This is a genomic window from Streptacidiphilus rugosus AM-16 (genome assembly GCF_000744655.1).
In the GTDB taxonomy this organism is placed as follows: Bacteria; Actinomycetota; Actinomycetes; order Streptomycetales; family Streptomycetaceae; genus Streptacidiphilus; species Streptacidiphilus rugosus.
On the sequence record NZ_JQMJ01000002.1, the window covers coordinates 61397 to 87164 of the forward strand.

The 25768-nt window shown below is 69.2% G+C and carries 24 protein-coding genes and 7 pseudogenes; 14 read left to right on the forward strand and 17 right to left on the reverse strand.

Annotated features, from left to right (window positions below):
- Positions 1–74: 74 nt before the first annotated feature.
- Together BS83_RS03150 and BS83_RS03155 are read left to right on the forward strand one after the other, a co-directional pair.
- A complete protein-coding gene (locus BS83_RS03150; protein WP_037600728.1) occupies positions 75–1103 on the forward strand; it encodes a zinc-binding dehydrogenase in 1029 nt (342 codons plus the stop codon).
- 63 nt (positions 1104–1166) lie between these two features.
- On the forward strand, positions 1167–2654 hold the full coding sequence (locus BS83_RS03155) for an MFS transporter (RefSeq protein ID WP_051942546.1): 1488 nt from the start codon (positions 1167–1169) through the stop codon (positions 2652–2654).
- 153 nt (positions 2655–2807) lie between these two features.
- Here BS83_RS03155 and BS83_RS03160 read toward each other — a convergent pair.
- A pseudogene (locus BS83_RS03160) lies at positions 2808–4344 on the reverse strand (ISL3 family transposase).
- A gap of 51 nt (positions 4345–4395) precedes the next feature.
- Positions 4396–4745, reverse strand: a pseudogene (locus BS83_RS03165) (DDE-type integrase/transposase/recombinase); the annotation flags it as partial.
- 148 nt (positions 4746–4893) lie between these two features.
- On the opposite strand from BS83_RS03165, the pseudogene BS83_RS03170 reads away from it, so the two are divergent.
- Positions 4894–5247: pseudogene (locus tag BS83_RS03170) on the forward strand (SpoIIE family protein phosphatase); the annotation flags it as partial.
- A 127-nt stretch (positions 5248–5374) separates the two neighbouring features.
- A pseudogene (locus BS83_RS48785) lies at positions 5375–5638 on the forward strand (MFS transporter); the annotation flags it as partial.
- On the opposite strand, the gene BS83_RS48790 reads toward BS83_RS48785, so the two are convergent.
- A complete protein-coding gene (locus BS83_RS48790) occupies positions 5570–6088 on the reverse strand; it encodes a hypothetical protein (protein ID WP_051942547.1) in 519 nt (172 codons plus the stop codon). The pseudogene BS83_RS48785 and the gene BS83_RS48790 overlap by 69 nt on opposite strands.
- 1524 nt (positions 6089–7612) lie before the next feature.
- On the opposite strand from BS83_RS48790, the gene istA reads away from it, so the two are divergent.
- Together istA and istB are read left to right on the forward strand one after the other, a co-directional pair.
- On the forward strand, positions 7613–9088 hold the full coding sequence (istA, locus tag BS83_RS03185; RefSeq protein WP_037599589.1) for an IS21 family transposase: 1476 nt from the start codon (positions 7613–7615) through the stop codon (positions 9086–9088).
- Between the two features lie 66 nt (positions 9089–9154).
- Positions 9155–9928 (forward strand): IS21-like element helper ATPase IstB, encoded by a 774-nt coding sequence (gene istB, locus BS83_RS03190; protein ID WP_037599587.1) that lies wholly within the window; start codon positions 9155–9157, stop codon positions 9926–9928.
- A gap of 137 nt (positions 9929–10065) precedes the next feature.
- Here the strand turns inward: istB and BS83_RS48205 are convergent, their stop codons facing one another.
- The 3 genes from BS83_RS48205 to BS83_RS03200 form a co-directional block, all read right to left on the reverse strand.
- Positions 10066–10194 (reverse strand): hypothetical protein, encoded by a 129-nt coding sequence (locus BS83_RS48205; RefSeq protein ID WP_269664832.1) that lies wholly within the window; start codon positions 10192–10194, stop codon positions 10066–10068.
- On the reverse strand, positions 10161–10409 hold the full coding sequence (locus BS83_RS43480; RefSeq protein ID WP_084713105.1) for a transposase: 249 nt from the start codon (positions 10407–10409) through the stop codon (positions 10161–10163). Before BS83_RS43480 ends, BS83_RS48205 begins: the two co-directional genes overlap by 34 nt.
- A 706-nt stretch (positions 10410–11115) precedes the next feature.
- Entirely contained in the window at positions 11116–11892 is a 777-nt protein-coding gene (locus tag BS83_RS03200) for a hypothetical protein (RefSeq protein ID WP_037600735.1), read from the reverse strand.
- 14 nt (positions 11893–11906) lie between these two features.
- Here BS83_RS03200 and BS83_RS45045 point away from each other — a divergent pair, with 14 nt between their 5' ends.
- Complete coding sequence (locus BS83_RS45045) at positions 11907–12338, forward strand: hypothetical protein (RefSeq protein ID WP_157596866.1); 432 nt, start codon at positions 11907–11909, stop codon at positions 12336–12338.
- A 769-nt stretch (positions 12339–13107) separates the two neighbouring features.
- Here the strand turns inward: BS83_RS45045 and BS83_RS03205 are convergent.
- Entirely contained in the window at positions 13108–13323 is a 216-nt protein-coding gene (locus tag BS83_RS03205) for a hypothetical protein (protein ID WP_232248028.1), read from the reverse strand.
- 1015 nt (positions 13324–14338) lie between these two features.
- On the opposite strand from BS83_RS03205, the gene BS83_RS48795 reads away from it, so the two are divergent.
- Positions 14339–14641, forward strand: a complete 303-nt coding sequence (locus BS83_RS48795) for a hypothetical protein (RefSeq protein ID WP_408640956.1) — start codon at positions 14339–14341, stop codon at positions 14639–14641.
- Positions 14642–14673: 32 nt separating this feature from the next.
- Here BS83_RS48795 and BS83_RS03210 read toward each other — a convergent pair.
- The 3 genes and pseudogenes from BS83_RS03210 to BS83_RS03220 all read right to left on the reverse strand — a co-directional run bounded on the left by BS83_RS03210 (position 14674) and on the right by BS83_RS03220 (position 16350).
- Positions 14674–15195: pseudogene (locus tag BS83_RS03210) on the reverse strand (DUF6879 family protein).
- A 24-nt stretch (positions 15196–15219) separates the two neighbouring features.
- Positions 15220–15426, reverse strand: coding sequence for a hypothetical protein (locus tag BS83_RS03215; protein ID WP_232248029.1), 207 nt, complete (start codon positions 15424–15426; stop codon positions 15220–15222).
- A 744-nt stretch (positions 15427–16170) separates the two neighbouring features.
- On the reverse strand, positions 16171–16350 hold the full coding sequence (locus BS83_RS03220) for a hypothetical protein (protein WP_157596868.1): 180 nt from the start codon (positions 16348–16350) through the stop codon (positions 16171–16173).
- A gap of 251 nt (positions 16351–16601) precedes the next feature.
- On the opposite strand from BS83_RS03220, the gene BS83_RS03225 reads away from it, so the two are divergent.
- Positions 16602–16838 (forward strand): hypothetical protein, encoded by a 237-nt coding sequence (locus tag BS83_RS03225; RefSeq protein ID WP_037600744.1) that lies wholly within the window; start codon positions 16602–16604, stop codon positions 16836–16838.
- Positions 16839–17260: 422 nt separating this feature from the next.
- Here BS83_RS03225 and BS83_RS46245 read toward each other — a convergent pair whose 3' ends face one another.
- Both BS83_RS46245 and BS83_RS46250 read right to left on the reverse strand, forming a co-directional pair.
- On the reverse strand, positions 17261–18160 hold the full coding sequence (locus BS83_RS46245; protein ID WP_051942548.1) for a recombinase family protein: 900 nt from the start codon (positions 18158–18160) through the stop codon (positions 17261–17263).
- A gap of 26 nt (positions 18161–18186) precedes the next feature.
- Positions 18187–18660 carry a recombinase family protein gene (locus tag BS83_RS46250; RefSeq protein ID WP_051942549.1) on the reverse strand — a complete coding sequence of 158 codons (474 nt, stop codon included), beginning with the start codon at positions 18658–18660 and terminating at the stop codon, positions 18187–18189.
- 302 nt (positions 18661–18962) lie between these two features.
- Here BS83_RS46250 and BS83_RS43490 point away from each other — a divergent pair.
- Positions 18963–19151 (forward strand): annotated as a pseudogene (locus BS83_RS43490) (IS5 family transposase); the annotation flags it as partial.
- A 385-nt stretch (positions 19152–19536) separates the two neighbouring features.
- Here BS83_RS43490 and BS83_RS47175 read toward each other — a convergent pair.
- The 5 genes and pseudogenes from BS83_RS47175 to BS83_RS03260 all read right to left on the reverse strand — a co-directional run bounded on the left by BS83_RS47175 (position 19537) and on the right by BS83_RS03260 (position 21355).
- A complete protein-coding gene (locus BS83_RS47175) occupies positions 19537–19794 on the reverse strand; it encodes a hypothetical protein (protein WP_232248024.1) in 258 nt (85 codons plus the stop codon).
- Positions 19795–20067: 273 nt separating this feature from the next.
- A pseudogene (locus BS83_RS48800) lies at positions 20068–20361 on the reverse strand (IS3 family transposase); the annotation flags it as partial.
- Between the two features lie 144 nt (positions 20362–20505).
- Positions 20506–20763, reverse strand: coding sequence for a hypothetical protein (locus BS83_RS03250; protein WP_037600750.1), 258 nt, complete (start codon positions 20761–20763; stop codon positions 20506–20508).
- Complete coding sequence (locus BS83_RS03255; RefSeq protein WP_037600753.1) at positions 20760–21119, reverse strand: hypothetical protein; 360 nt, start codon at positions 21117–21119, stop codon at positions 20760–20762. Before BS83_RS03255 ends, BS83_RS03250 begins: the two co-directional genes overlap by 4 nt.
- Positions 21116–21355, reverse strand: coding sequence for a hypothetical protein (locus tag BS83_RS03260; RefSeq protein WP_037600756.1), 240 nt, complete (start codon positions 21353–21355; stop codon positions 21116–21118). The genes BS83_RS03255 and BS83_RS03260 overlap by 4 nt, the downstream gene beginning before the upstream one ends.
- Positions 21356–22487: 1132 nt before the next feature.
- Here BS83_RS03260 and BS83_RS03265 point away from each other — a divergent pair.
- From BS83_RS03265 to BS83_RS03275, 4 genes are all read left to right on the forward strand, one after another.
- A complete protein-coding gene (locus tag BS83_RS03265) occupies positions 22488–22781 on the forward strand; it encodes a hypothetical protein (RefSeq protein WP_037600833.1) in 294 nt (97 codons plus the stop codon).
- Positions 22782–22874: 93 nt separating this feature from the next.
- On the forward strand, positions 22875–23057 hold the full coding sequence (locus tag BS83_RS45060) for a hypothetical protein (protein ID WP_157596870.1): 183 nt from the start codon (positions 22875–22877) through the stop codon (positions 23055–23057).
- A 67-nt stretch (positions 23058–23124) separates the two neighbouring features.
- Positions 23125–24057 carry a hypothetical protein gene (locus tag BS83_RS03270; protein ID WP_051942550.1) on the forward strand — a complete coding sequence of 311 codons (933 nt, stop codon included), beginning with the start codon at positions 23125–23127 and terminating at the stop codon, positions 24055–24057.
- Positions 24058–24239: 182 nt separating this feature from the next.
- Positions 24240–25694 (forward strand): NF041680 family putative transposase, encoded by a 1455-nt coding sequence (locus BS83_RS03275; protein WP_037600757.1) that lies wholly within the window; start codon positions 24240–24242, stop codon positions 25692–25694.
- Positions 25695–25768: the final 74 nt, after the last annotated feature.

The following is a 25768-nucleotide window of genomic DNA, read 5'->3' on the forward strand; positions in this document are numbered from 1 at the left end:
CTTGCGCAGCCATGAACAACCGCTGGGCGGATCCCGCCACCGGGACGAGAAGACCACAAGAGGAAAGAGCGAAGATGACGCAGACCATGCTGGCCGGACGCCTGCACCTGGCCGATCAGTCCCTGCGAATGGAGGAAGTCCCCGTTCCCGTCCCCGGAACCGGCCATGTGCTGGTCAAGGTCGAGGCGGCCGGCGTTTGCCTGTCGGACGTCCACGCGATCCAGGGCAGCCTGAAGCCCCTCCACCTCGAAGGCGACACCGTGACGCTGGGCCACGAGGTCGCCGGCGTCATCGCCGAACTGGGGCCGGACGTCACCGACTGGGCCGTCGGCGAACGAGTACTACTGCTATCCGGGCAGCTGCGCGACGGCATCGCAGTCACCCGCGGCCTCGACTACGACGGAGGCTGGGCCCAATACACTCTCGCCAAGGCCACCACACTCGTCCGCATCCCCGACGACCTGCCATTCGAACAAGCGTGCTTTGTTCCGGACGCCGTATCAACTCCGTGGGCGGCGATCACCCAGACCGCCGCGATACGGCCCGCCGAGGCCACGGGCGTATGGGGGGCCGGCGGCCTCGGCGTCCACGGCATCCAGCTCCTGCGCCTGGTCGGAGCAGCCCCGATCATCGCCGTCGACCCGCTGCCCGCCGCCCGCGACCGCGCCCTCGCGTCAGGGGCAGACCTGGCCCTGGACCCGGCCGACCCCGCACTACTCGACCAGGTCCTCAAGGTCACCGACGGCCGCGGGCTCGACGCCGCCCTCGACTTCGCCGGCCACCCGGCCGTCCGCGAACAGGCCATGGCCGCACTCGCCGACGGAACCCTCACCCCCGGAGGACGCCTGGTCCTGGTCGGCCTGACCAACCAGCCCGTCACCATCGCCGACGGCACCGCCTTCAGCGCCGGAAAGAAGCAACTCCTTGGCCACTGGGGATCCATTCCCGCCCACATCCACGAGCTCGTCCGCCTCATCCGCGACCACCGCCTCGACCTCACCCACTCAGTCAGCGCCGTACTGCCACTGTCTGAAGCCCCCCGCGCCGTCGAGCAGCTCGAGAGCAAGGCAGGCAACCCGGTCCGGCTGGTCCTCAAGCCCTGACGACCCACTATCCAGCTGACACCCCAGCCCGGCGACACACACGACCTACAGAAAGAAATAATCATGAGCTCCTCGGCGCCGGACCAGGCCACGCGCTGGCGCAGCAGCGCTCCTTTGATCGCCGCCCTGGGTCTGGCGACCATGGTCGTGTCCATGGCCCAGACCCAGGTCGTCCCGATCCTTCCGCTGCTCGCGCACGACCTGCACGCCAGCAGCTCCGGCGTCAGCTGGATCACCACGGCCACCCTGCTCTCCGCCGCCGTCTTCACCCCGCTGCTCGGCCGCGTCGGTGACCTCTACGACAAGAAACGCACCCTTCTCGCCGTCCTCGCCGTCATGATCGCCGGATCACTCCTCGCCGCCACGACGACCTCCCTCCCACTCCTCATCGCCGGCCGCGCCCTCCAGGGAGCCGCCACCGCGATCTTCCCGCTCGCTCTGTCGATCATCCGCGACCAGCTCCCCGCCGAACGCCTCTCCGGGGCTATGGCACTGGTCAGCAGCGCCCTCGCCGTCGGATCCGGACTCTCCCTCGTCCTGACCGGCCTACTCACCCAGGGCACCAGCCCCGACTACCACGCCGTCTTCTGGATCTCAGCCGCCCTCGCCGCACTGGCGCTGGTCGCCGTCGCCTTCCTGGCCCCCGCCTCACGACGCGGCCCCGGAGGCCGGACGGACTACCTGGGCGCACTCACCCTGACCGGCCTGCTCATCCTGCTCCTCCTGGGTATCTCCCAAGGGCGCACGTGGGGCTGGACCTCCGCCGCCACCCTGGGCTGCCTTACCGCGGCATGCCTGCTGGCCGCGCTCTTCGCGCTCGTGGAGCACAAGGTCGCCGAACCCCTGGTCGACATGCGAATCCTGACAAGCCGACAGATAGCATTCACCAACGTGGCCGGACTCCTCGTCGGATTCGCCATGTTCGCGCAGTTCATCGGCATCTCCACCCTGGCCCAGACACCACGGTCGCTGACCGGCTACGGCTTCTCCGCCTCAGTGCTCCGCGCCTCAGTGGAATACCTGCTCCCCGGCTCCCTCATCGCCCTCATCGTCGCCCAGGCCGGCGGCATCCTCGTAAGGAAGACCAGCGCCCGCACCACCCTGGCCCTGGGCACCCTCATCGGCGTGGCCGGCTTCGCACTACTGACCTTCGCCCACGACAGCAGCAACACCGTCATCTCGGCAGGCCTGCTCACCGGCACCTCCATCTCACTCGCCTACGCCGCCATGCCGGCACTGATCGCGGCCAGCGTCCCACCGCACGAGACCGGCATCGCCAACGGCATCAACTCCGTCTCCCGCTCCACCGGCAGCGCGATCGGCTCAGCCGTAGTCACCTCACTCCTCACCACCAACACACTCCACGACCCGCCACCGGGAATCCCCGCCCTGCCGCAGGAAGGACAACTCACCCTCACCTTCGCCATCGGCATGACCGCCCTGCTCCTCGCCCTCCCCGCCACCCTCATCGGAATCACCAAACCAACACCGACCACACCCAGGGGGCGCGTCCGGGAGGTTCAGACGGAGGCCCTGGACGGCTCCAGATGAGCAGCCGGCTTCGGCCGCCCGCCGGCTCCACCTCACAGCCACGCCCCAACCTCGGCCTTTCACCGGGACCCGGGAGAAGGTAACTGGGCAGGGGGCGTGTCCGGGAGGTGGCTCTTCCAAGATTTTCGTAGCTGGTGATCGCTTGGAGCTGGTTCAGCTGAGCAGGATGCGCTGGCGTAGGAGTCGGTGGCCGGCGCGGCCGTAGGTCTGCCGCTTGAGTAGTTTGATCTTGTTGTTGACGCCCTCGGTGCGGCCGTTGTGCCAGGGCAGGGTGAGGGCGTGGTCGACGCCGGTGCGGTCGCGTTCAAGGCCGTGGCGAAGGCGTGCAGGAACGGCAGATCCGCTGCCCTGACCTGTGCGATCCAGCCAGTCAGGGCGTCGGCGTTGGCCGGGGCCGGGATCAGCAGGGCGGCGAAGCCCGTCACCGCGTTTGCCAGGGCAGTCATCTGCGGACAGGCCCGGCGAGCTGGTCGCGCAGCACGAGCTGGTCCTCACGCAGGTGCGCGGGGTCGGTGAGCAGGAGACGGGCGGCCTTGCGCGGGGAGAGGGTGGCATGGTCGGCTTCGACGCGTCCCTGGTTGATGTAGCGGACCAGGAGGTTCGCGCTGCCGGTATAGCCCAGTTCCTTGATCTCGCGTAGGAGGTGGGTGACGGGCACCGCGGGGTCCTGGGCCCGGCGCCGGCGCAGGTGGTCGCGGTAGGGGTCGACCAGGGTGGGCCGGTACAGGGGTGCCCTCACCAGTCGTTCGGGCTCGGTGTGGCGGGCGTAGCGCTTGACGGTGTTCAGGGCCAGGCCGAGACGGCGGGAGCATTCCAGCAGGCCGACGCCGGTGTCGAGGAGCTGGTGGACCTGCTGCCACCGTTCGCGGGTGGTCGCGGCGCGGGTGCCCTCCCGCAGTGGCGGGCCGGCCTTGGCCCAGCAGGCGCTGTGTGCCCTGATCTCGCTGGTCGCGGCCTCGGCCAGGCCGTGCCACAGGTGCCAGCGATCGCACACCTGCACGATCGCGGGGTTCGCGTCCATCGCGGCCTGGGCGAAGCCTCCGGCACCGTCGCGGCAGACGACCTCGATGCCCGGGTGGTCCTTCAGCCAGGCCGTGACCGGCTCCATCTTGCGGTCCGGCAGGACGTCGATCCGTTCGCCGGTGGTGGCGTCGATCAGGATCGTGGCGTAGCGGTGGCCTCTGCGCAGGGCGAACTCGTCAATGCCCAGCACTCGCGGCGCAGGTCGGGCGGGGAGCGTGATGCGCATCAGGCAGTTCAGCACGCACGCCCAGGACAGTACGTGGTGCAGCACGCTCAGCAGGCGGGCTCCGGCCGATCCGGCCAGCGCGATGGCGACCGCGTCGACGACCCTCTGCAGGGCCGGCGTACGACGTTGGTATCGCCGGGTCAGGCCCGAGACCTGTTCGACGAAGGTGACCTTCTCACAGGCCGGGTTCTCGCAGTACAGGCGACGTACAGATAAGTCGATCACGACTGGGCGGCCGCCCACCGCCTCGTCCGCGACATGCCGCTCGTACCGGGAGTGCACCCAGCGCGACGGCTGCCCACACGCTGGGCATGCCGCCGGGGTGTCATCCCTGGTCCGGGCCGTGATCCTCAGCAGATCGTCACTGGCCTCCACCCGCTCGACCCACACCGCGGCCAGCTGCGGCAGCAGGTCCCCCAGCACAACAACGCACACAGCCAGCGTCTCACCGCCAACCAGGCGACACCACAGGCGAGTTGAAGCGATCACTCGCTACGAAAATCTTGGAAGAGCCCGGGAGGTCGTGTAAGTCCTGCGGTAGTCGGTGGCGGTCATCAGGTGGCGTCGGGGCCTCGGAAGTGCGGTGAGATCTGGCTGAAGGCGGCGAGGAACTGCTGGGCGGCTCTCGGCGAGCGGAAGCCCTTCATGGCGTGCTCGCGTTGCCTGGTCGGATGGTGGCTGTTCTCGGCGCGGTTGTTCAGGTACTTCGACTGCCGGTGCTCGACCGACGGCATGAGCGGGCGGTGGTGGGCGGCCCCGTAGGACCGGAGCTTGTCGCTGACCAGCACTCCCGGCACCCGGCACTGCTTCTTCATCAGCTTCGCCAGGAACCGCTTCGCGGCCTACAACCCAAATGATCATCCTACGGGCAGAGCCCTATCAACTTGACAGTGCCTCACCGGGGCCTGTTCGCCGGCCTGCTGAACCCGCGGGTCTCCGACGCCGTCAGCCACACCGCCCGAGTACCGGTGCTCCTCATCCCCGACAGCCCCTGCCCGCACCCCCGGACCGCCCATTGGACTGGCCTGGACACAGCCCCAAGCGGCCGACGGCGAAACGGTCCACCAGCTCAACCCAGGCGAACTGCTCGTGGCCTGCACCGACGGCGTCACCGAGGCACGCGACAGCCACGGCGACTTCTACCCCCTGGCCAGGCACATCGACAAAGCATTGACCCGCACACCAGGACTCCACAGCAACCCGGCCCAACTCGCCGCGTTCCTCGAACACGATCTGCACACCTGGGCACCCGGCCTGCACGACGCCGCGACGCTCCTGACCGTCCCACACCCCTGTTACAGCCCCACTCGCGGCGCGGCCGACCGCCACCGCGTCCTCTCTTGAAAGGCCTCCGCACGTGAGCCGTTCCGCTCCCGCTCTGGTACCGGTCCTCATACAACCCGCCCGGTCCAGCCACGGCGGCGGCCCTTCCCCGATCCTGGCTCTGGGTCTGGCGACCATGGTCGTGTCCATGGCCCAGACCCCGGTCGTCCCGATCCTTCCGCTGCTCGCGCACGACCTGCACGCCAGCAGCTCCGGCGTCAGCTGGATCACCACGGCCACCCTGCTCTCCGCCGCCGTCTTCACCCCGCTGCTCGGCCGCGTCGGTGACCTCTACGACAAGAAACGCACCCTTCTCGCCGTCCTCGCCGTCATGATCGCCGGATCACTCCTCGCCGCCACGACGACCTCCCTCCCACTCCTCATCGCCGGCCGCGCCCTCCAGGGAGCCGCCACCGCGATCTTCCCGCTCGCTCTGTCGATCATCCGCGACCAGCTCCCCGCCGAACGCCAGCCGGGGCACGATCTGTTTGGCGCGGACCGGCCCGGGAGCGTCCGCCACCACCTCCAGAATGTCGCGATATACCTGCGGCAGGACTTCCACCTCCATGCCGGGCTGCCAGTTCGGCACGGTCAGCACCCCGATCACGTGCCGCTCTGCCCCCGCATAGGCAGATGCCGTCGACTCACGGGCAATCGTCTGGTCGAAAGCCGCCGCTGATTTCTCCGGGGTCATCTCCGCGAGCACCTCGGCAACCGTCTCCCGCGCGATCCGCAACCGCTCCAGACTCCCCCGTGCCAGCTCCAGCTTCCCGGACAGCTCGGCGAGCTCGGCTTCGAGCCCCTCCACACGCGCCCGGGCGGCCGCCTCGCATGCTTCCAACTCCTCGAACAGCGAGCCCATCCGCCACCCTCCTCCACCACAAACGTAGAGAGGAGAAGCCGCGAGCACAGCCCCAGTCAGCGTTCTCGGGGTTCAGCCGTTCCCTTCAGAGGAACCGCACCCAATACTATTTACCGCATACGGCATAAACGGTGAATGATGCTGTCGCTAGTAGGCCGGCGTCGTAACGGAGTTTCGCTCCAGCGGTCCATCCTGTGGGGGGAGTCGTGCTTGAGCCTCCCGAGGGGGCGCTGTCGATCATTTCAACGTCTGGGGTGGTTGGGTTGAGACCGCCCCCAGTGGCCACGGTTCCTGTAGGACAGTTAACTGTCACGTTTGTCCAAGCTCCAGGACCGGTCAGGGTTCCAGAACTAGCGCTGACCACTCTCAAGGTCAGCAAACCGGAGGGGCCGGTGGGTCCGGTGGCGCCCTTAGGTCCGGTGGGTCCGGTGGGTCCGGTATCGCCCTTGGCTCCTGTAGGGCCGGTGGGTCCGGTATCGCCCTTGGCTCCTGTAGGGCCGGTGGCTCCGGTATCGCCCTTGGCTCCTGTAGGGCCGGTGGCTCCGGTATCCCCCTTGGCTCCTGTAGGGCCGATGGCTCCGGTATCGCCCTTGGCTCCTGTAGGGCCGGTGGCTCCGGTATCCCCCTTGGCTCCTGTAGGGCCGGTGGCTCCGGTATCGCCCTTGGCTCCTGTAGGGCCGGTGGCTCCGGTATCCCCCTTGGCTCCTGTAGGGCCGATGGCTCCGGTATCGCCCTTGGCTCCTGTAGGGCCGATGGCTCCGGTAGGCCCGGCGGGGCCAGCAGGCCCAGTAGGCCCAGTAGGCCCGGCGGGGCCAGCAGGCCCAGTAGGCCCGGCGGGGCCAGCAGGCCCAGTAGGCCCGGCGGGGCCAGCAGGCCCAGTAGGCCCGGCGGGGCCAGCAGGCCCGGAGGACCCAGTTGTACCTTGGGAACCATCTCCGTCGCAGTGACGGTTGTCGTTGCAGGTATTCGGTACAGAATGCGTGGGATGTGCGCCCGATGTGGTAGCGGCATTTGTGGCTGGCGACACTACAAGGACCGTCAAAGTCGCGGCGGGTAGGGCTAGAGCTGCTAGTCCTAGGGCTGTGGTCCGGCGTCGAGAGCGCTGGGTGTCGCTGCTGGTGGACTGGGTGATCCTATGCCTATGGCGTGTTTGGGAGCGCATGGGATACCTCCAGGGTGTGACGTTCTATGGCAGGAGGTTGAATTTCTCGTACCCGTGGTGGACAGAGTTCGCACTTCTGGATCGTTAATAGGGATTGGCGGGCTGCCCGTAGGGGGCAAGCTGGGGCAGGGGCGAGGCACGTGGAGTGGCGGTTGTCGGCGGCCGTGGTGCAGAGTCCAGGTGTGCGGCCAGTCGAGTCCCGGTTGATGGCCACCAGAAATCCAGGTAGATGGCCTCTAGCCTGCGGTGTTCCTGATCGCTTCCTTATCTGAAGGAGACCCCTTCGTCCGGTTTGCTGGTGTTTGCGAAGCATCAGCGATACCGGTCGAAGAGGTCCTGTGACGAAGTCTGACAGAGAGATCATGGAGATATTCGAGGCGTACGACCTGACCGAGACGGTCTGGTCGGCGGCCGCGCTCACGGGGCACGACCCGAAGACGGTCAAGCGGTATGTCGAGGCCCGCGCCAGCGGGCGGAACCCGTTCGAGCGTGAGCCGCGGCCGAAGATGATCGACGGCTTCCTGGAGAAGATCGAGGAGTGGGTCGAGCAGTCGAAGGCGTCGATCCGCGCGGACGTGGTCCACGACAAGCTCGTGAAGATGGGCTTCCAGGGCAGCGCGCGCTCGACCCGGCGGGCGGTGAACGCGGCGAAGACCGCGTGGAGGGCAGGCAAGCGCCGGACCTACCGGCCGTGGATCCCCGAGCCCGGGAGGTGGCTGCAGTTCGACTGGGGCGAGGGCCCGAAGATCAACGGCAGGCGGACCTGGCTGTTCTGCGCCTGGCTGTCCTGGTCCCGGTTCCGGGTGGTGATCCCGGTCTGGGACTGCACTCTGGGAACGCTGGTGGCCTGCCTGGACACCACGCTGCGGAGGATCGGCGGGGCGCCGACCTACGTGCTGACCGACAACGCGAAGACGGTCACCGTCGAGCACATCGCCGGGATCCCGGTCCGGCATCCGCAGATGGTCGCCGCGGGCCGGCACTACGGCTGTCAGGTCGTCAGTTGCGTTCCCTACGACCCCGAGAGCAAGGGCGGGGCGGAGGCCACTGTCCGGATCGCGAAGGCCGACCTGGTCCCCACCGAGGCGAACCTGCTGCCGGCCTACGACTCCTTCGCCGAGCTCGCGGACGCCTGCCGGATCTGGTGCGAGCAGGTGAACACGCGCCGGCACCGGGCGACCGGGCAGGTCCCGGCCGACCGGCTCGACGTCGAACGCACCACGCTGCACGTCCTCCCGCTGGAGCCGCTGGCGCTCGCGCTGGGCGAGGAGCGGGTGGTCGGCTCGGACCGCACGGTCAGCTTCAACTCGGTGCGCTACTCGACGCCGCCCGGCTACACCGGCGCCAGAGTCTGGTGCCGGGTCGTCGGCGACGAGCTGTCGATCACCGCCCGCACCCCGTCCGGCGACCTGGCCGAGATCTGGCGGCACCAGCTGTCCACGCCCGGCGTCCCGCAGATCATCGACGCCCACTACCCCGACCACTCCGACGGCCGCGGCGTCCACCAGCCCAGGCTCCAGCCCCGCTCCGAGGCGGAGATCGCGTTCGTGGGCATCGGCCCCGGCGCCGGCCGCTGGCTCAAGGAAGCCGGCCCCGCCGGAGCGGCCCGGATCCGCGCGAAGATGGCCCACGCCGTCGAACTCGCCACCGTCCTGGGCAACGACCGGGTCGACCAGGCCCTCGGCCTCGCGGCCGCGGCCGGGCGCTTCGCCGAGGACGACCTGGTCTCCATCCTGGAGCACATCGCCGCCAACAAGCCCGCCGCGCAGGTCGTCCGCGCCGATGAGGCCCACTCCGTCCAGAACGGCACGATCGGCTGGCAGGCCCTGGGCCGCTGAACCACCGCACTCCGTCCCGGCACCGATCCTGACCGCACGTCAACACACGAGAACGGCACGTTCATCATGAGCTTTCCCCACCCGCCGGCGATCCCCGAGGAACTCGACAAGCTGATGCGCCGGATGCGCCTGCCCTACATGCGCAAGGCGGCACCCGACGTGCTGGCCACCGCCCGGGCGCAACGCTGGGATCCCGCCGAGGTGCTGCGGCTGCTGATCTCCGAGGAGGTCACCGGCCGCGACGCGGCCACCCGCCGCCTTCGCCGGCACGCGGCGAACTTCCCGACCGGCAAGACCCTGGCGTCCTGGCGGGCCGAGGACTCCACGATCCCCGAGCCGACCCAGAACTCGCTGGTCACCCTGGAGTGGATCGGCCGGGCGGAGAATCTGGTGATCGCCGGCCCGTCGGGGACCGGGAAGTCGCACTTCACGGAGGGTCTGGCGCAGGCCGCGATCGAGAAGGACCTGCGGGTGTCGTGGTTCACCCTGGAGACCTTGGCCGCCGCGATCGGCAAGTCGAAGGTCGACGGGTCGACCGCTCGGACCGTCGCGCGGATCTGCCGGGCCGACCTCATCGTCGTTGATGATATTGGCCTATTGCCGGTCGGCGAGGATGCCGCCGAGGCGTTCTACCGGATCATCGACGCCGCCTACGAGCGCCGCTCGATCGCGGTGACCAGCAACATCCACCCGTCCGGCTTCGACACGATCATGCCCAAGACCCTCGCCGGGGCCAGCACCGATCGGCTCATGCACCACGCTCACCTGGTCCAGACATCCGGCGACTCGCATCGCCTCGCCGAGGCCCTCGCCGGCAAGGGAGTGGTCCCCTTGAACTGACCCCCACCCCCAGGAACACCACTGGCCACAGGCATGGATTTCTGATGGCCACCAGCCTGGACACCCGAAGACCGCCCACCTGGGCATCTCAATGGCCGTTGACAGCGGTGTCGTTGGTCGCGAGCAGCGCCGGGTTCTCAGGCTGCGAGATCGAGTAGTACGGCTGCGCGGTCGGGGCGTGACCGGTAGTGGTCGGCTGCGGCGGCGATGTTGGTCCAGCCGGCCTGGCGCATCAGTCCGATGGCGAGGTTGCGCAGGGTGGCCATGATTCGGGGGCGGTCCCGGTTCGGACGCGTGAGGCGTCCTCGCCGTAGGTCACGTCGCGGATGTGGTGCAGGGCTTCCACCGACCAGTGCTCCTGTACGAGTTGGGCCAGCTGGGCGGGGGTGGCCTGTTCGGGCGTGAGGCTCGTGACGGCGTAGACGGTCTTCGTCTCGACCTTGCCGGTCTTGCGGTTGGTGCGGCGGCGCTTGATCTCCATTGCCTGGACGGCGTGCGAGAACGGCAGTCCGGGGCGGACGGTTCACGTTGGCAGGCTTGAGGTCGCGGTGGATGACGCCCGCCTGGTGGATGGCGGCCAGCGCGCGGGAGCAACCTGCGGCGAACAAGTGGAGTTCATTCCGCTCAGTGGCCCGCGGGCCTGCAGGTGCTCGTGCAGGGTGAGCCCGGCTATGTAAGGGGTTGCGAGCCACGGGAGGTCTGCGGTGGCGTCGGCTTCCAGGAGCGGGACGACGCAGTCGCCCTGGACGCGCTGCAGGACCTGCACTGCAGGACCTGCACCTCGCGGTGGAAGCGGGCACGGAAGTCTGAGTCTTGAGCGTGCTCTACGTGCATGCGCTTGATCGCGACCCGCGTGCCCGCCGGATTCATGCCCGCGAAGACAGTGCCCATCCCGTCCGCTCCGAGACGTCCAGCGATTCGGTAGGGACCAATACGAATCGGATCTCCTTCTCTGAACGGGGCGATGGCTGGCACGATGCTTGTTCTCCTGCGGATCGGTGGCGTGAACAACGGCGGGGGCATCGCGGGAGCGACACCAGGGAAGTTGCGCGGTGGGCTCTCCGGGCGGCGGCAGGCATGGGCGGCCGGCAGGCCGATTGATAACCGGGTTATCGCTGACTCTCGGACCGGTGCTGCGCATCTCGTGGACGCGGTACGGCGGGGCCGGCCTGACGGCAGAGCTCGTTCTAGAGGTGCTGCAGTACTCGCTCCGTGAGCGATTTCAGCGCAGCGGTGGCCGAAGGGAGACGCGCGCGGGCCCAGTCGCTCTCCGGCCAGCCGTGCTCCAGCTCGCAGCCGCCCTGAGTGCGTCGCTGAACTTCAGCGATGAACGACACGTCGCGCCCCCAGAACGCCGCGCCGAGCACGGCGCGGCGTGTGCCGTCTGGGCGCTCAACGGCGACGGTGAGCGTTCCATCGGACTCGAAACCCTCCGGCGAGTTCGGCTGCCAGTCGTACGTGCGGAGCCACAACTCGGAGGCGCGGGGCTGCGGCACGTCCCCACCGTTTGTGTTGCCAACGGTCCGGGCGAGAGCAGCGACCGCAGACTGCATGATGCGCTGGGTCTCGGCGGCGTCACGTTCGTAGTCATCCATCGGCCCCCATCCCGTTCGGAATCCATGGTTGCGGGTGAGCGGCACCCGGGCTGCGCTGAGCCACACCCCCAGCTCCTGAGCTAGGTCTCTGATCGACAGACGATCCTGGGGTTCATTGCGGGTCGCCGCTTCCAGGACGTGTTCCAGGGCGTCGAGGGCGTCATGGTCGCCCTTCCAGCCTCGGTTCAGGTCGTACTCCTCGGTCCCGGCGCGGAAGGTTCCGGGCAGCGGCAGAGTTCCCAAAGACAGGATGAAAGCGGACAGAGTATGGGCAAGGGAGTAGACATCAGCCTGGCGGCCGTCTTCCTCCCCTGACATCTTGCGCATCTCGGGAGCCATGAACCACAGCGGCCCCACCTTGACACCCACAGCAGAACCACGGCTTGCCGTACAACGCACAGCAGCCGCAGCACGTCGTGGTGGACCACTACTACTCAGCGCCCGCCAGGCGCGGCCCGGACGTCCGCCAGGTGCTCGGCTGGACCGCAGTCGGCGGGATCGTCACGGCCGCGCTGCTCGCCGTCGCCACCGTCGCGGTCGCCCTCGGCCTGGCCGCGCTCGCGCTCGCGCTCAGCATCATGGCCCTCGTCGCCGGGGACTGTGGCGGGACATCCGCGGCCAGAGCTGAGCAGGCGAGGGCTCCACGACGTGCGCCGTACTGGCCGGGCCCACACACTGAAGCCGTCGGCAAGGAGGCCCTGCCATGTCCTTCTCTCCGCGTCCACACACCAAGCAGGTCGGATCGATCCAGCACGTCGGCAGCCGCAGACGAGGACAGCCGAATCCTGCGGGGGGCGCCCTCGTCCTGGCCTTGATCGTCCTCACGATCATCGGTTGGATAGTGATCGCGATCCTGCGCTGGTCGTAGCTATCAAGCCCGTGCGGTGCGGTGTAGTGGCAGCGGCGCGGTCCACCTGTTCACCTGGATGCGTCCGGCGCGCCTCCTCCTCGGCGTGCACCCACCGGCGCACGGTGAAAGCAGGACGCCGTCGTACCCCCAGGGCGGCCGTCCGCCCCGTGGCCCGACCCCGATCATCGAGCCTCTCCGGGGCTTCCCCTCGCGATACGGGGTGGAGCCCCGGACTCTCAACCCAGCGGTACAACGCGCGCCGCAGCCACGCGCCCACCCGGCCCCGGTGCGCTGCGGAGCAGCCGCTCCCAGCAGTGCGCACATCGGCGCTCAACGGGGACCCTCTCCGCGTCCTCGATCGGCATCACCGGCGTGACCGGGTCCATCAGACGCGTGCACAGCGCGAACACCGCACCGACCCGGACCACGTGCCACACTTGGCCACCGCCCTCCCCGGCTCGAAGGCGTTCGGCACAGAGCTGAATGAAAGCGGGGCATGGGGCACTCCTGGACGTTCAAGGTGCCCCGGAGCCTCCCAGCCTGGGGCACCGCCGCCGGCGTCTGGACGGTACGGCTGGCGGCGCCCAGCGTCTTGCCACTTGCGTCCCGGGCAAACAATCGTCCAGCTGACCGTTTGGCCCCCGTCTGCCGGGTAGCCGCCGGATGTCCCGCTTCCCCGCGCAGGGACGACGGAGGCCCCGGCCAGGGTTGTGGCCGGAGCCCCGCCACGCCGGCTACGCCCAGACGGCGAGGCCGCCGCCCTGCCAGTGGATCAGCCCGGGGTCGTGGACGTCGCCCTCATGGATGCCGGCGCGGCGCATGAACTCGATGACGTCGGCCAGCCCGTAGGCCTTCCCCACCAGCTGGCCAAGGATCTCCACCCGCCGGAACGGGCGGGCCCCCTCGTCCAGCGTGGGCACGTGCACCCGGACGGGCGCTGACTCTGTCACGTCTTCAACAGGCAATGGCTCGCTCATGGGCCAAGAGTGAACGCCCGGACGGGTGATCGCATCCGGGGAGCTGGGCTGTTCCGGGCGCGGACCAATAGCCCCCGACGCCGAGTCCGCAGCGTCGGGGGCTTTCGCGCCGGTCCTGCCTCCACAACAGGGCCCGCGCTGGCCCGTCCGGGCGGTGCGCTCGGAGAGCAGCTTCACCAGGAACGCCGCCTCCAGCTCTCGTGGATGCGATCCGGATTCAGGTCCAGCCACCATCTCGGCCGGTCGTAGAGCACATCCCGAGGGCGCTCCGCCGCCCTTGCCTCCGCGGGTCAGCGCATGGGCAGGAACAGAACGGCATGTCGGCAATGCCGACGATGGACCCGAGACGGCGCCCGTGGTGCTCCGTGCGGTCGAGGGGGAAGTCGCAGTTCGGGCACCAGTCCGCCGCGGCCGAGTACGGGGTCGGCGGCCATGACAGCTGAGCCGCAACCGCGTCCAACTCGGACGAGGTTTCTGCCTCGGCCCGGGTCACCGCGACCCCTGCTCGTGACAGAAGCAGGAACACGCGACCGCGACCCATCCGAGCACCCGGTCGCGGTAGCCCGGGGCGCTGCACATCTGGTGGAGGTCAGGCCAGCGGGTTCCGCCGGTGCGACACTCCGGCGTGGAGTAGCCCCGCGGCAACGGGCGGGGCGTAGTGGGGCGGCCTGGTGCTGTGCCGGCGGTGGAGACGCGTGATTCATCGGAAGAATCCTTGCTTCCGGGGGCGGACGGTAACTCCGTCCCGATCCACGTTCCCGGCTGAGCTGACGCCGCCTCAATCTTGTTGCACGGTTGCACGGCAATCGAGCGTCACAGGTCGCGCAGCGCCGCCCGAATGCGCGCCGAGGCGGCCTGGCCCTACAGGGCCATCCGGCCGAGCTCGACGAACGCCCGCTCGTACAGGGCGACGTCCGCGGGCGCGGTCACCGAGATCACCGCCGTGAGCGTCTCGAGCTGCACGAGCCCCCGGTCGTAGATCCGGAACGTGCTCCGCCAACGGTTCGGCAGCTCCGCCCTGGTGCGCGGGCCGCTCGAGCATCTCCTCGACCTGCAACGCCTCCCAGCCGTCGCCTTCGGCGTCGTCCCGTTCTCCGCCGAACGGCCGGCCTTGTGGTGCCCTGAGTCACCAGGCGACGATGTCGGCCTTCGCCGGCGGGGTTACCGCGTTCTCGATCCGGGAGACCTTCGCGGCGGACACGCGATCCGCGCGGCGAGATCCCGGACGGTCAGGCCCGTGCTGGACCTCAGCTCGTGCAGGCGCGCGGCCACTCGCTCGCGCGCCTGCTGAGCCGAAGACGAAGGCGATCTCGACATGCCGTGCTAACGGACCTCGTAGTCCTCATGCGGAACGGCCCGGCTCCAGACGCTCTCGAAGGCGTCGAGGCACAGCTTGATGACCTCGGGCTCGTCCCGGTACTGCGGCTCCTGGGGGATGCCGTCGCCAGAGAACTGCCCGAAGCGGACGAGGGTGTCGTCGAAGACCCAGAAGTCGGAGCCGGGCAGGCAGAGGTCGGTGGCGTTGCTGCGCGACAGCCAGCTCACGCGTTCCCCGGCCGCGAGGTTCGCCGGGGTGATCGCGTGGAGCCATCGCGTGTAGCGGGTGACGGGCTCGGACACGATCCGGGCGCGGCGCACCACGACGCCGCGGGCGACCGCGTCACGGACGATCCGGGACCAGCCCGCTCACCATTCGGAGTCCGGGTCGGCGTCGGCCTCGCCGGTGGCCTCCCAGCGGGCGATCGGGTCGTCCTCGCTGGGCGCGGCGTACTGGTCGCGCATCTCCAGGTGGACGGCGGAGTGCTGGGCTGTGGCGAAGAGGTCAGCCCAGTTCGTCGGCGGCATCGCAGGCCTTTCGGATGTTCGGGATCATGCTGAACGGGAGACGGATCGCGTACCGTGGGCAGGTATGCTGGCAGCGTAGTCCGGGGGCGGATTGTCGTGGATCTGCTGGAGCAGTTGCTCGTCCGGCCGGTAGCCCCGGATCACCAGCTCCCGCTTGTCGTCGTCGACCCAGACGGCCGGGGACTCGCCCTGTCTGGTGTTCGGGTCGACCCCGATGAATCGCAGCGCCATGATCCCTCCCGCTGTCACGCGCGGATCGGTCCTGGACACCGTCTTGCGCCAGTCGACAGCACGTCAAGATGGCGCGAGTGAAGCGGGGTGTCTCGGCTGCCGCGGAATGATGTCTGCGGCAGCCGTGGGGTCCTGTGTCCGCAGGTGAGTGTCTCGGGCTGCGGGAACTGTTGGCCGGCCTGAGACTGGCAGTGGCCCGTGTGATCCTCAGGTGGCGGGCCGCGCCGGGTCCCGTTTCATGCCTCAATCCCGGGGCCCGGCCTCATGCGCCCGTGGCCCGCAATGCCCTCGCTGGCCGCGGGCTCGGTCCGGCCCGCGTCGCCCCTCGCGATGCCTCTCGCGGGTCGGACCTCGACCTCCGCGTGAGCCGTCCGGGTGATCATGTCGGCGTGGATGCCCGGCCAGGGCCCGGTGATTCGCGAGGCTTAGTGTGTCGCGGTTCTTCCTCGATCGCGCGGCACCGCCGGGTCTCACGCCTCCCACTGGTGGCGCCCGCAGTGAGGCCCGGCCAGCAAGCTCCCGGCGAGGTGGACGACCCGGCCGGGATCCGGCGGCGCGGGGCCGTCAGGGATGTACGGCCCCGCGCCCCTCATTGATCCGGTCGTGTGACCTGGGCGTGTCAGTCCGCGGTGGTCGACGCCCATCGCGCATCCTGCTAGTGAGGCCCTTCGGATCGGCCCCATTCGGACCCCGCCCGGGTGCTACGGCGTCTCGCCTGAGCGGGGTCCGCTGCCGCCCAGGGGCCTACTCGCCGTCGAGGAGCGCCGTGGTCGTCCTCGCCCTGGATGGCGCACGGTCGTCCAGCTCGGCGACAAGCCAGGACAGGGACAGGTCTTGCTCGGCGTGGTCGGGGCGCAGCAGCTGGGCAGCAAAGGGCTGCAGGCGGGCGACTACCTGATCGATCTGGGATCTGTGGCTGTCCATGCCGTCCATGATGGCCCCGCCCGGCTCGACGGCGCGGGGCCTACCTGCGCCCGGGTGATGTCCGCGTGTCCCTTCCAGGGCATGCCGCGTGCTGTGGGCAGGATGATCCTGACCAGCTTGTCGTCCTCGCAGGGGCGGGCTGGTCGGGCGGCGGCCCGGTCTGGATGTGCCAGGCCGCCGCCTACGCGTCTCGTCCGCTCTGGTTGGGGCGCCGACATGCAGCAGCTCCAACCCCGGCTGATCGTGGAGACATGAGCGACGAGGAGATCCTGGGCTTCCTGATCGAGGACGTACGGGGCGATGGTGTTGTGGTGAAGGTGTGCCGCCGCGAGAGCGAGCCACCCGTCGTCGAACGGGCCGCGGGCAGCTGGGCCGATCTCGCTGCGCTGGGTGCGGAGTACAGCGTGTCCGAGGAGCGCTGGTCGATCACGGATGAGGCCCGGGCGGTCCTCGACGCGACCGCTGCTGGCCCGCACGTCCCCGACTGATCGACTCCCAGGTGCGGCGTCTGCGGGCTGACGTGAGACTGGTTCTGGGTCTGCTGCTGTGTCCGTGGCGGCCCTTTTGGGTCTCGGCCTGGATGGACGTGCCCTGGGCCGAGGCCCACCCGCAATCGGGGTGGGATCCTGATGGTGCGGCCGGGTTGGCGGAACAGGCATACGCTGGCGCCTCAAAAGCGCTTGTCCATGAGGACGTGCGGGTGCCCACGGCGACGGCGACCGCGGCGTCCTCGCGGGGCGCCAGATGGACGGGGATGGAGGAGCCGATTTCGCCGATGAGGCCGCCCAGGTGGGAGTCAGGCACGCCGACCGCGGATTCGAAGCCCGCCCGGAGCAGGCGCTGGGCCAAGGTGGTGGTCATCGTCGGCCCCTAATAGGCGTTTAGCGGGCCCTGCTCCTATTTACGGCTTTCATTCTCGCGGCTTTTGTATGGCTTGGCCCGATACAAGAGCTCTGCGGCCGCCTTGGTGGTGGCTGCGGCGGGCGCGGTCGGCGGTCTGGGCGGCGCGTTCCACTCGCAGTGACCACAGTCGTTCCAGCTCGGCCCGCTCGGCCAGGACCTGGTCGGCCGCATGCAGGGCCACCTCGACGACGGCGGGCGTCAGAGCGAGCAGGACTTGTCCCTCGACGAAGGCGTCCACGCAGGCGGAGTTGATCAGCTGACAGCTGCTTCGGGCACCGTAGTTGGACACGTCCCTCGCGCACGCGTACTCGGGCAAGGCCTTGCTGTGCTGGGTGTGGTAACGCATGCTCATGCGGCGGTTGCGGCGTCCGCAGAAGACCAGCCCGGCCGCGAGCGCGGGGCCGCCCCGGACCGCGCCCATCGCTTCGGCGACAGCGCAGTTGGCCGCCGGCTTCGCTTCGTTGGCCTGGAACTGGGCGACGGTGATGTAGGCGGGCAGGACGTTCTCGATCATCACATGCCATCCGTCCCGGGAGCGGACGACCCGCCCAGTGCTGGGGCGGGCCGGGTCCTGGCGGCGCGGCTCGACCCGGCGGCGCCCATAGGCGTAGATGCCGGCGTAGGCGGGGTTGTGCAGGAGGTTCTGCAGCGTCATCCGGTTCGGCCGTCGCCATTCCAGGGTGCCCTTGTCCGGGCCCTCGCGCAGCCGGATGCCCAACTGGATTTCGTGGTCGACGAGATAGCGAAGTTCGGCGTGCAGGGTGCCGAGCCGCTCGAACTGCGTGAAGTTCAGTCGGATGACGGCCTGGACCTGCTCGTCCGGGTCGAAGGCCACCTCCCCGGACGGGCGGCGGATGTAGCCGCTGGGCAGTGGGAAGGCCAGCTCGCCGCGGCGGGCCTTGTTCAACCGTCCGCTCCACATCCGCTGTTTGATCAGGTGGAGTTCGGCCTCGCTCTCATCGTGCCCTTGAGTCCCAGCCGCAGCCGGTCGTTGTACTCGCCCGGGTCGTAGACCCCGTCGGTGTCGGCCAGCACCGCACCCGAGAGGGCGCACAGCTCGATGAGCTGGTACCAGTCCCTGCCCGAGCGGGCCAGGCGGGACATCTCGATCCCCAGCACGAGCCCGACGTGGTCCAAGCCGATCTCGGTCACCAGCCGCTGGAAGCCAGTGCGGGCCACCGCGCTCGATCCGGACCTGCCCAGGTCCTCGTCGATCACCAGGACGCGCTCCGCCTGCCAACCGAGCGCGATCGCCCGGTCGACCAGGGCGTACTGCAACCGGGTCGATTCCTGGTGGTCGACCAGTTGCTGGCGCGTCGACCGCCGGACGTAGACCACCGCGAGCCGCTGCAGGTGACGGTCGTCGATCTTGCTGCCGGGACGCTCCCACGGCATCACCGAGGTCATCGCCGGACCCGCTCACTCGCCGTGGCAGCCGGCACTGCCCGGCTCGCCAGCCGCACCAGATGCACGACGACCGCCTGCCGGTTCGCTTCCGGCAGTGCTTCCCATACCCGGCTCTCCGCTACTACCTGCGCTGTTGTCTTGGGCCGGCATCGCTGTCGTCGGGCATGGCGACTCGTTCCCCTCGTCGCTGATCCGGCCCCGCAACCGATGGGCCACAGCGACCAACCGCCGCAGACCCTCACGACCAATTATCGGCGTCCCCGCACCGCCTTGACTATCCATAAGCGCAGTGTGCTTGTGCGCTTGAGCGGACCTACAGCTGGCTGATGCTCCACCGCCGTCTGGCCCGCGACTACGAGACCCTGCCCGCCCGCTCCGAAGCCATGATCCACCTCGCTATGACCGACCTCATGGCCCGCCGCCTCACCCGCGAAGCCACCATCTCCTGGCGCGACCCGGAACCCCAGCTCAACCACCACATAACGGGATGAAACGCTGAGAGGAAACGACCTCTCAGGGCGGGATCGCAGCAGGTCACGGGGGTAGACGATGGTGCTTGTGGACAGGTAGGCGGCACTGGTAGACAAAGGAGACGCCCTCGGCGGGCTCGTTGGTGTTTGTCACGCAGCGTCAACGACCGCCGAGGGCACCGCGGGTTACGGCCAAGGCGCCACAACGGTGCAGGTCACAGGCGCGTGGTGAACTTGCCGTCGGGCAGCTTGCGCAACCGCCCCCCGCCCGGCGAGCTTGGACAGCTTCCCGCGCAGCGGCTCCAGTTGGCCCCGCACCGCCACCTCCAGCCCCAGCTCCTCGCCGACCTGCTTGACCGCCACCGGCCCGCCGGCGCCCCGCACGATCGCGAGGATGCGCTGGTAGTCAGGTGGCAGCGCGTCCACTCCCACGCCCGCGGTGCCGCACCAGCAGCACCGTGTGGCCCGCGACCTGCGCCGAAGCCGGTGCGGCCACCGCCCTCTCCGCGGCGAACTGCTCCGCCATCCGCTTCCAGACCCGTTCCGCGACGGCGAGTTCGTCGCGCTCGACCCGCACCTGCTCCAGCTGCTTGACCAGCTGGTCTTCGAGTTCGTCCAGCTCCGCGCGCCGTGCCGCGACCCGTTCCGCGATCTCGGACTCCACCAGGAACCGGATCGTAGGCGGCACCTCGCCCGCGACGCGGAGAAACCGGCGAACCCACTCCGGCCGCCCGGTCAGACGATCAAGACCGCAGACTCCTGCCCACGACCGGCACGAGCACACCGCAGCCCTGTCACACCAGCCCCTCCGACCAGGTGATGTCGCCGCACCAGCGCGCGTCCAGGGCGGCCGGGTCGGGCTCGAAGTCGCGAAGGACCAGGTCCGGCCGGCTGGCGGCGTTCGGGTCTTGGAGGTGGTGCGGTGGCGCCGGCGGCGGTGCCGGCCCTCAAGGCCTGCCTGGCGCATCAGCCTGGCGACACGGCGCCGTCCGCACCGGTCGCCGCCCTGCTGGAGCTGGGCGTGGACGCGTGGGGCTCCGTAGCTTCCCCGGGAGTCCGCGTGGATCTCGACGCTCTTCTCGGTCAGTTCGGTGTCGCGGACGGCGCGGGGGCCGGGCTCGCCGTTGCGGCGGGCGTAGAAGGCGGCGCGGGAGACCTTGAGCAGCTCACACGCGCGTTTGACGCTGTGACCTGCCTGCTTCTCCGCCTCGATGAACGGGTGGACCGTCACCGGGAGTCCTCTTTGAGGCAGAAAACACCGAAGCGGCCTTCAGGATCCTATTGGTCCGCTTCAACTCGGCGTAGTCCAGGCTTCAAGGACTCCACGAGGGAAAGAGCGGCTCACTCAGGTGCAGGCATGTCCAACAACCCGCTATCAGCCGGAGTACTGGACTCGCAGGACGCAGACCAGCTCAAGCCGTGGGAATGTCGAGTACCAGACCATCAGGTCCGGCTCTGCGACCTCGCGGATCTTGATCCCCGCACCCTGGTAGGCGGCACCATCGGGGACATCCAGTGACGCGACGACCGCCAGCTCAGCAGCGATCCGCTCAACGCGCGCCACCACCTTCAGTGGAAGGCCGCCCACGACGTTCGGCTTGTCCGGGTCGTACTCCCAACGCCAGTCGCTCAACCCGCGATCTCCCGTTCGGCCTCGTCCAGGATCGCCCGCAGTTCAGCATTGACCGCCCGAGCCTCTTCCCGCGTGTCAACCACCCCGGTACGGGCCTCCAGGGCATGGAACCGTGCGGCACGTGACGGGATCCGCTCGATCGCCACCACCATGCCCCACTTGAGTCCGAACACCCGCAACGGTGCGATCGAGCTCTGCTCCACCGCCCACGACGACGCCTGGTCCAAGTCCGCCTGAAATTCCGTCATACGGCCCGGGGCGAGCCGCATCACGGCTTCCCGCAGCTGGTTGGGGACAAGCGCGGGCAGCGGGATAAGAGGGGTGTCCGACGGGGGCAGGGATGCCGCAGTGCTCATGCCGCCTCACCGTCCCGAGCGGCCGGGGTCGCGGGCTGCCCGGCCTCGATCTTGCGGACCCGCAGGCGTAGCGCTTCGCGGGTCAGTCCCGTGATCCGGGTCGCGGCCTGCTGCGAGCCACGGGGGCCGTTCTGGCACAGGTCCAGGAGAGCGGCGTCGTACTCGCCCTGGGCGTCGGCGAGCTTCTTCAGCGCTCGTTGCAGCCGCAGAGCCTTTGGGTCGATGGTCGGATCCATACCTCCGAGAATGCCACCAACCGCCCAAAAATGCCAATCCAGCTTGGCCTAAGCTTCTTGGCATCAGCGTCGCGATAATACCCAATCGACTTCGGAGAATCAGAGGTGCCGAAGGACCGAAACAATCAAGTCAGACCAACCTTCGAGAGCAAATCCGACTTCCTGCCCCAACCGGGGAAGGGACCACCACCACGCCACACAGGTTGGTGCGGACCGCGGACATCGGCCCAGGCTACGACTCCCGCATCGTGAAGCTCACCGGGACCGGCGGATGAACCGTCACGGCCTCCGTGAGCCGCCACCGCAGCCCTCCTCAGCGCGGCCACCTTGTTCGCGGCGTGCGGCTGCGCCGCGCACCACCACTGCATGAACCCCGCCCTGGCGCCAGTCGCCGCGACCCCGAGCGCAACCGCGACCGCGTCACCACCCGTGGGATTGGATGCCCCGGCCTCTCCGGCCGATCCGCAGATCTCCCGCTCGGCGGACCCTGCGAACGAGCCCGCCGATCCGGTGCCGCACGCCGGCACGCTCCCCCCACCCCCCGCCGAAGGCACCGGCCCGGCACCACCGCCCAGCACGGGGCACGACCGGATCGCACCCCCACGACGGCAGCATCCACTCCGGGGCCGGCATGGTCCGTCCCCGTGTGACGCACTCGCTCACGAGGGCGGGCTGCCGGGGAACCTGTACGCGCAGTGCCGGCACCTTTACGGCTGACGCGCACGAACGCGCAGTGGGCCGGTGCGCGCTGCACACCGGCCGCCCTCCTCTCCCCCGCCGGTGCGCATGCGCAGCGGCGCTGGATGGTGCGTGTGCGCAGCGGAGGGTTCGCGCTACCGCCGGCCGGCGATGTGCGCAGTCAGGACCAACGCGTAGGCCGACGCGCACCTCGTGATGACGCCCAAGGCGACGGTGCGCACCGAGTCAGCCCAGCACGAGCCGGTCCGATTCCGGGAGCGGGGCAGCGGACGGCTGGGCGCCTTCTTCGCATGGAACTTCATCTTCTTGGGACTGCCGCCAAGGACCCTCAGCCCTCCTCGTGAGCACCCGGAAGTGCCGCCCCGGGTCCTTGCTGCTGCGGCAGCCCTGACGCAGAGAGGAGTCGATGGCGCTATCGTGCCAGCATGGGGACATGGCACAACTGGACGGGCTGGTCGAGGAGGCCACCGTTGACGCCTACGGCGAGGAAGAGGAAGAGACAGGCCTGTTCACGGTGGTCCAAGAGCACCTGGCCGTGCCGTTCACGACGATGGTGCTGGGGGTTGAGGTGAACGTTGTCAATGTGGACCTCACCGCGAGTGGCATCGTGGCGATCTGCGCCCGCGGCAAGCAGCGACAGACCATCGGGCTTCTCGATATGCCCCTGCCCACTCCCCCGCCTGAGGGCGCGGAATGGATCGAGGCCTACCGCCGCTGGGCGAGCTGACACTGCCAGTTCGTAGGCGGGCACACCACCCAGTGCCAGCGGGGTCCACCGCCTGCAGCGAAGGGGCTCGAGCTGGTCCGACGCAATGGCGCGGTGCACCCAGACGATTACGCGGGACAGTCGCGGGCATTTCGGGCGTTCGGCGTCGACCGCGCGCAAATGGCCAGGGCGCTGGAGACCTCGGCGAGCGTGCTGCTGGAGATCGGCTTCAGCCGCGAAGCGGCGCACTTCTGCTCCAGCGGGTCCGCGATGATGCCCGAACCGCGCTGGCCATAGTGGAGCGGACCGGCGGCACGGGCAACCACAACCACTACATCCTTGCCTCGGGGGCAATGTGACGCACGTGGGCTACATCGAGACCTCGCGCGTGCGCCTCACCGAGCACGGCGCCCAGGCGAATCTGCGGGCCCTGCTGCTGCAACTGTGCGTCGCAGGTAGGGTGCGGTGCGGTGCCAAGACGCTGCGCCCGTCCGCCGCGACCACGGCCCAGGTGGCCACGGTGCTGGACGGTGGGGACTTCTACCCCGACGAGCCGATCGCCGCGTTCGCGTGGCCCCTACTGCTGCAGGCCGGCAGCCTGGCCCAGCTGGCTGCCGGGAAGCTCGCGCTGACCACGCGGGGACAGCAGGCCCTCACCCAGCCACCACACCAGGTACTGGCCAGCCTGTGGCAGCGCTGGCTCTCCAGCACGATCCTGGACGAGTTCTCCCGAGACATCGAAGCCATCAAAGGCCAACGCGCCGCGAACGTGCTCAGTGCCCGCCCTGAACCACGACGCGCCCACGTCGGCGCCGCACTCGCCGTTCTGCCGGACGACGAGTGGACCACCGTCGACCAGCTGTTCACCAGTATGCGCAAGGCCGGGCACAACCCTGCGATCGCACGTTCCGACCGCGCCCTGTGGAAGCTCTACCTGGAAGACCCCGAGTACGGCAGCCTCGGCTACGACGGACACCACGCCTGGGAACTGCTGCAGGGCCGCTACACCCTGGCCGTGCTGTTCGAATACGCCGCACCTCTGGGACTGATCGACGTCGACTACGTGGACGCTCCGGGGCTACCAGCACAACTGGGGCGGCGACGGGCTGGAGCGGCTCAGCCGCTACGAAGGGCTACGCGCGATCCAGCTGACCGCGCTCGGCGCCTACGCCACCGGCCGATCCCCTGCCTACCTGCCGGGCACTGCCCCCGAACCGGCTGTTGCCGGGGGCGCCGCGGCGCTGAAGGTCCTGGCCAACCACGACTTGGTCGCCCTCGACGGCCTGCCTCCTGCTGAGGCTCTGCTCCTAGACGCCTTCGCCACCCGCGCCAGCGACCGGATCTGGACTCTGAGCTTGAAATTTAACCTCGCAGGTCACCCGACCTGCTGGTTTGCGGTTCTTCCCGGGACAACGAGGGCGACCGTTCTCCACGCTTCGAGATGTCGAGTCATGAAGCACGAGAGAACGGCCGCCGCATATGAGTCTGCCCCTCGTTCCGTCCGCTGGTGACGCGTTGGGCCTGTTGTCCCGCTTTCGAGTTGAGTTCTACGACTGCTTGTACGCCCGTGCGGACTCGCTCTTCGAGCTCACCGACGCAGTGCTGTGCGTGGACAGTCCGGTGAAGACCCTGGTCGAGCTCAGCCTGGCGGTCGAGCACCGGCGCGGGCATGGCGCGTTGTACGCCGCGCTGGACCGGGGCTGGCTGGAGCCGACACGGCTGCGCCGCACCCTCGCGAACCTGCCGCTGCCGAGGGCGGCCGACGGGCGGATCGTGCTGGCTGTGGACGTGTCCAACTGGCTGCGGCCCGACGCCCCCACCAGCAGCGATCGGCTGTTCTGCCACTGCTACGGCCGGGGCGGCCGGGCCAGTGACCAGTTCGTGCCGGGCTGGCCCTACTCCTTCGTCGCAGCGGTGGAGCGCGGGCGGACCTCCTGGGTCGCCCTGCTGGACGCAGTGCGCCTGGGGCCTGCCGACGACGCCACCGCCGTCACTGCCACCCAACTACGCGACGTTGTCGAGCGGTTGATTGCCGCTGGCCACTGGAAGGAGACCGAAGGGGACATCTTGATCGTCATGGACGCCGGCTACGACGGCGCACGCCTGGCCCACGTGCTGGCGGATCTGCCGGTGGAGATCGTGGTGCGGCTGCGCTCGGACCGCGTCATGCTTCGCGATCCGGGCCCGCCCCGCTCCACCGCCCGCGGCGGGCGTCCGCGCCGCCACGGCGGCGTGCTCACCTTCGCCCGCCCCGAGACCTGGCACACTCCCGATGCCACCAGCCGGACCGAGACCACCCGCTACGGCAAGGCCGAGGCGCTGGCGTGGGATCACATGCACCCCCGGCTGCAGCGTCGCGGACCATGGTTGGAGTACACCGACGCCGAACTCCCCGTGCTGCACGGCACGTTGATCCGACTGCAGGTCGAGCGCCTGCCCGGTGAACGAGAGGCCAAGCCGCTGTGGCTGTGGTCCTCGGCAGCCGCCCTGACCAGCGCGGAGATGGATGTGCGGTGGCAGGCGTTCTTGCGCAGATTCGATCTTGAACACACCTTCCGCTTCCTGAAACAGACCTTGGGCTGGACCGCACCCAAGATCCGACACCCCGACGGCGCAGACCTGTGGACCTGGCTGGTCATCGTCGCCTACACCCAGCTCCGCCTGGCCCGCCCCCTCGCAGCCGACCTACGACGCCCCTGGGAGCGGCCGGCGCCGCCGAACAGGCTCACGCCGGCCCGGGTCCGACGCGGGTTCCGCCACATCCACGCGAAGACCGTCTCTCCGGCGGGTGTGCCGCAACCGACACGCCCCGGCCCGGGGCGCCCGCCGGGCTCAAAGAACCGCAGGCCAGCACCCCGCTACGACGTCGGGAAGACCGTAAAACGCGAACTCACGCTCGAGGCTCATCTCGCGAAACAAACGGCCGCCGGTTAAAGATCAAGCTAAGCCCCGCATCCCTCCTGGCCGCCGTGCATGCCGGACGTCACCTGACCGAGCTACGTGCCTAT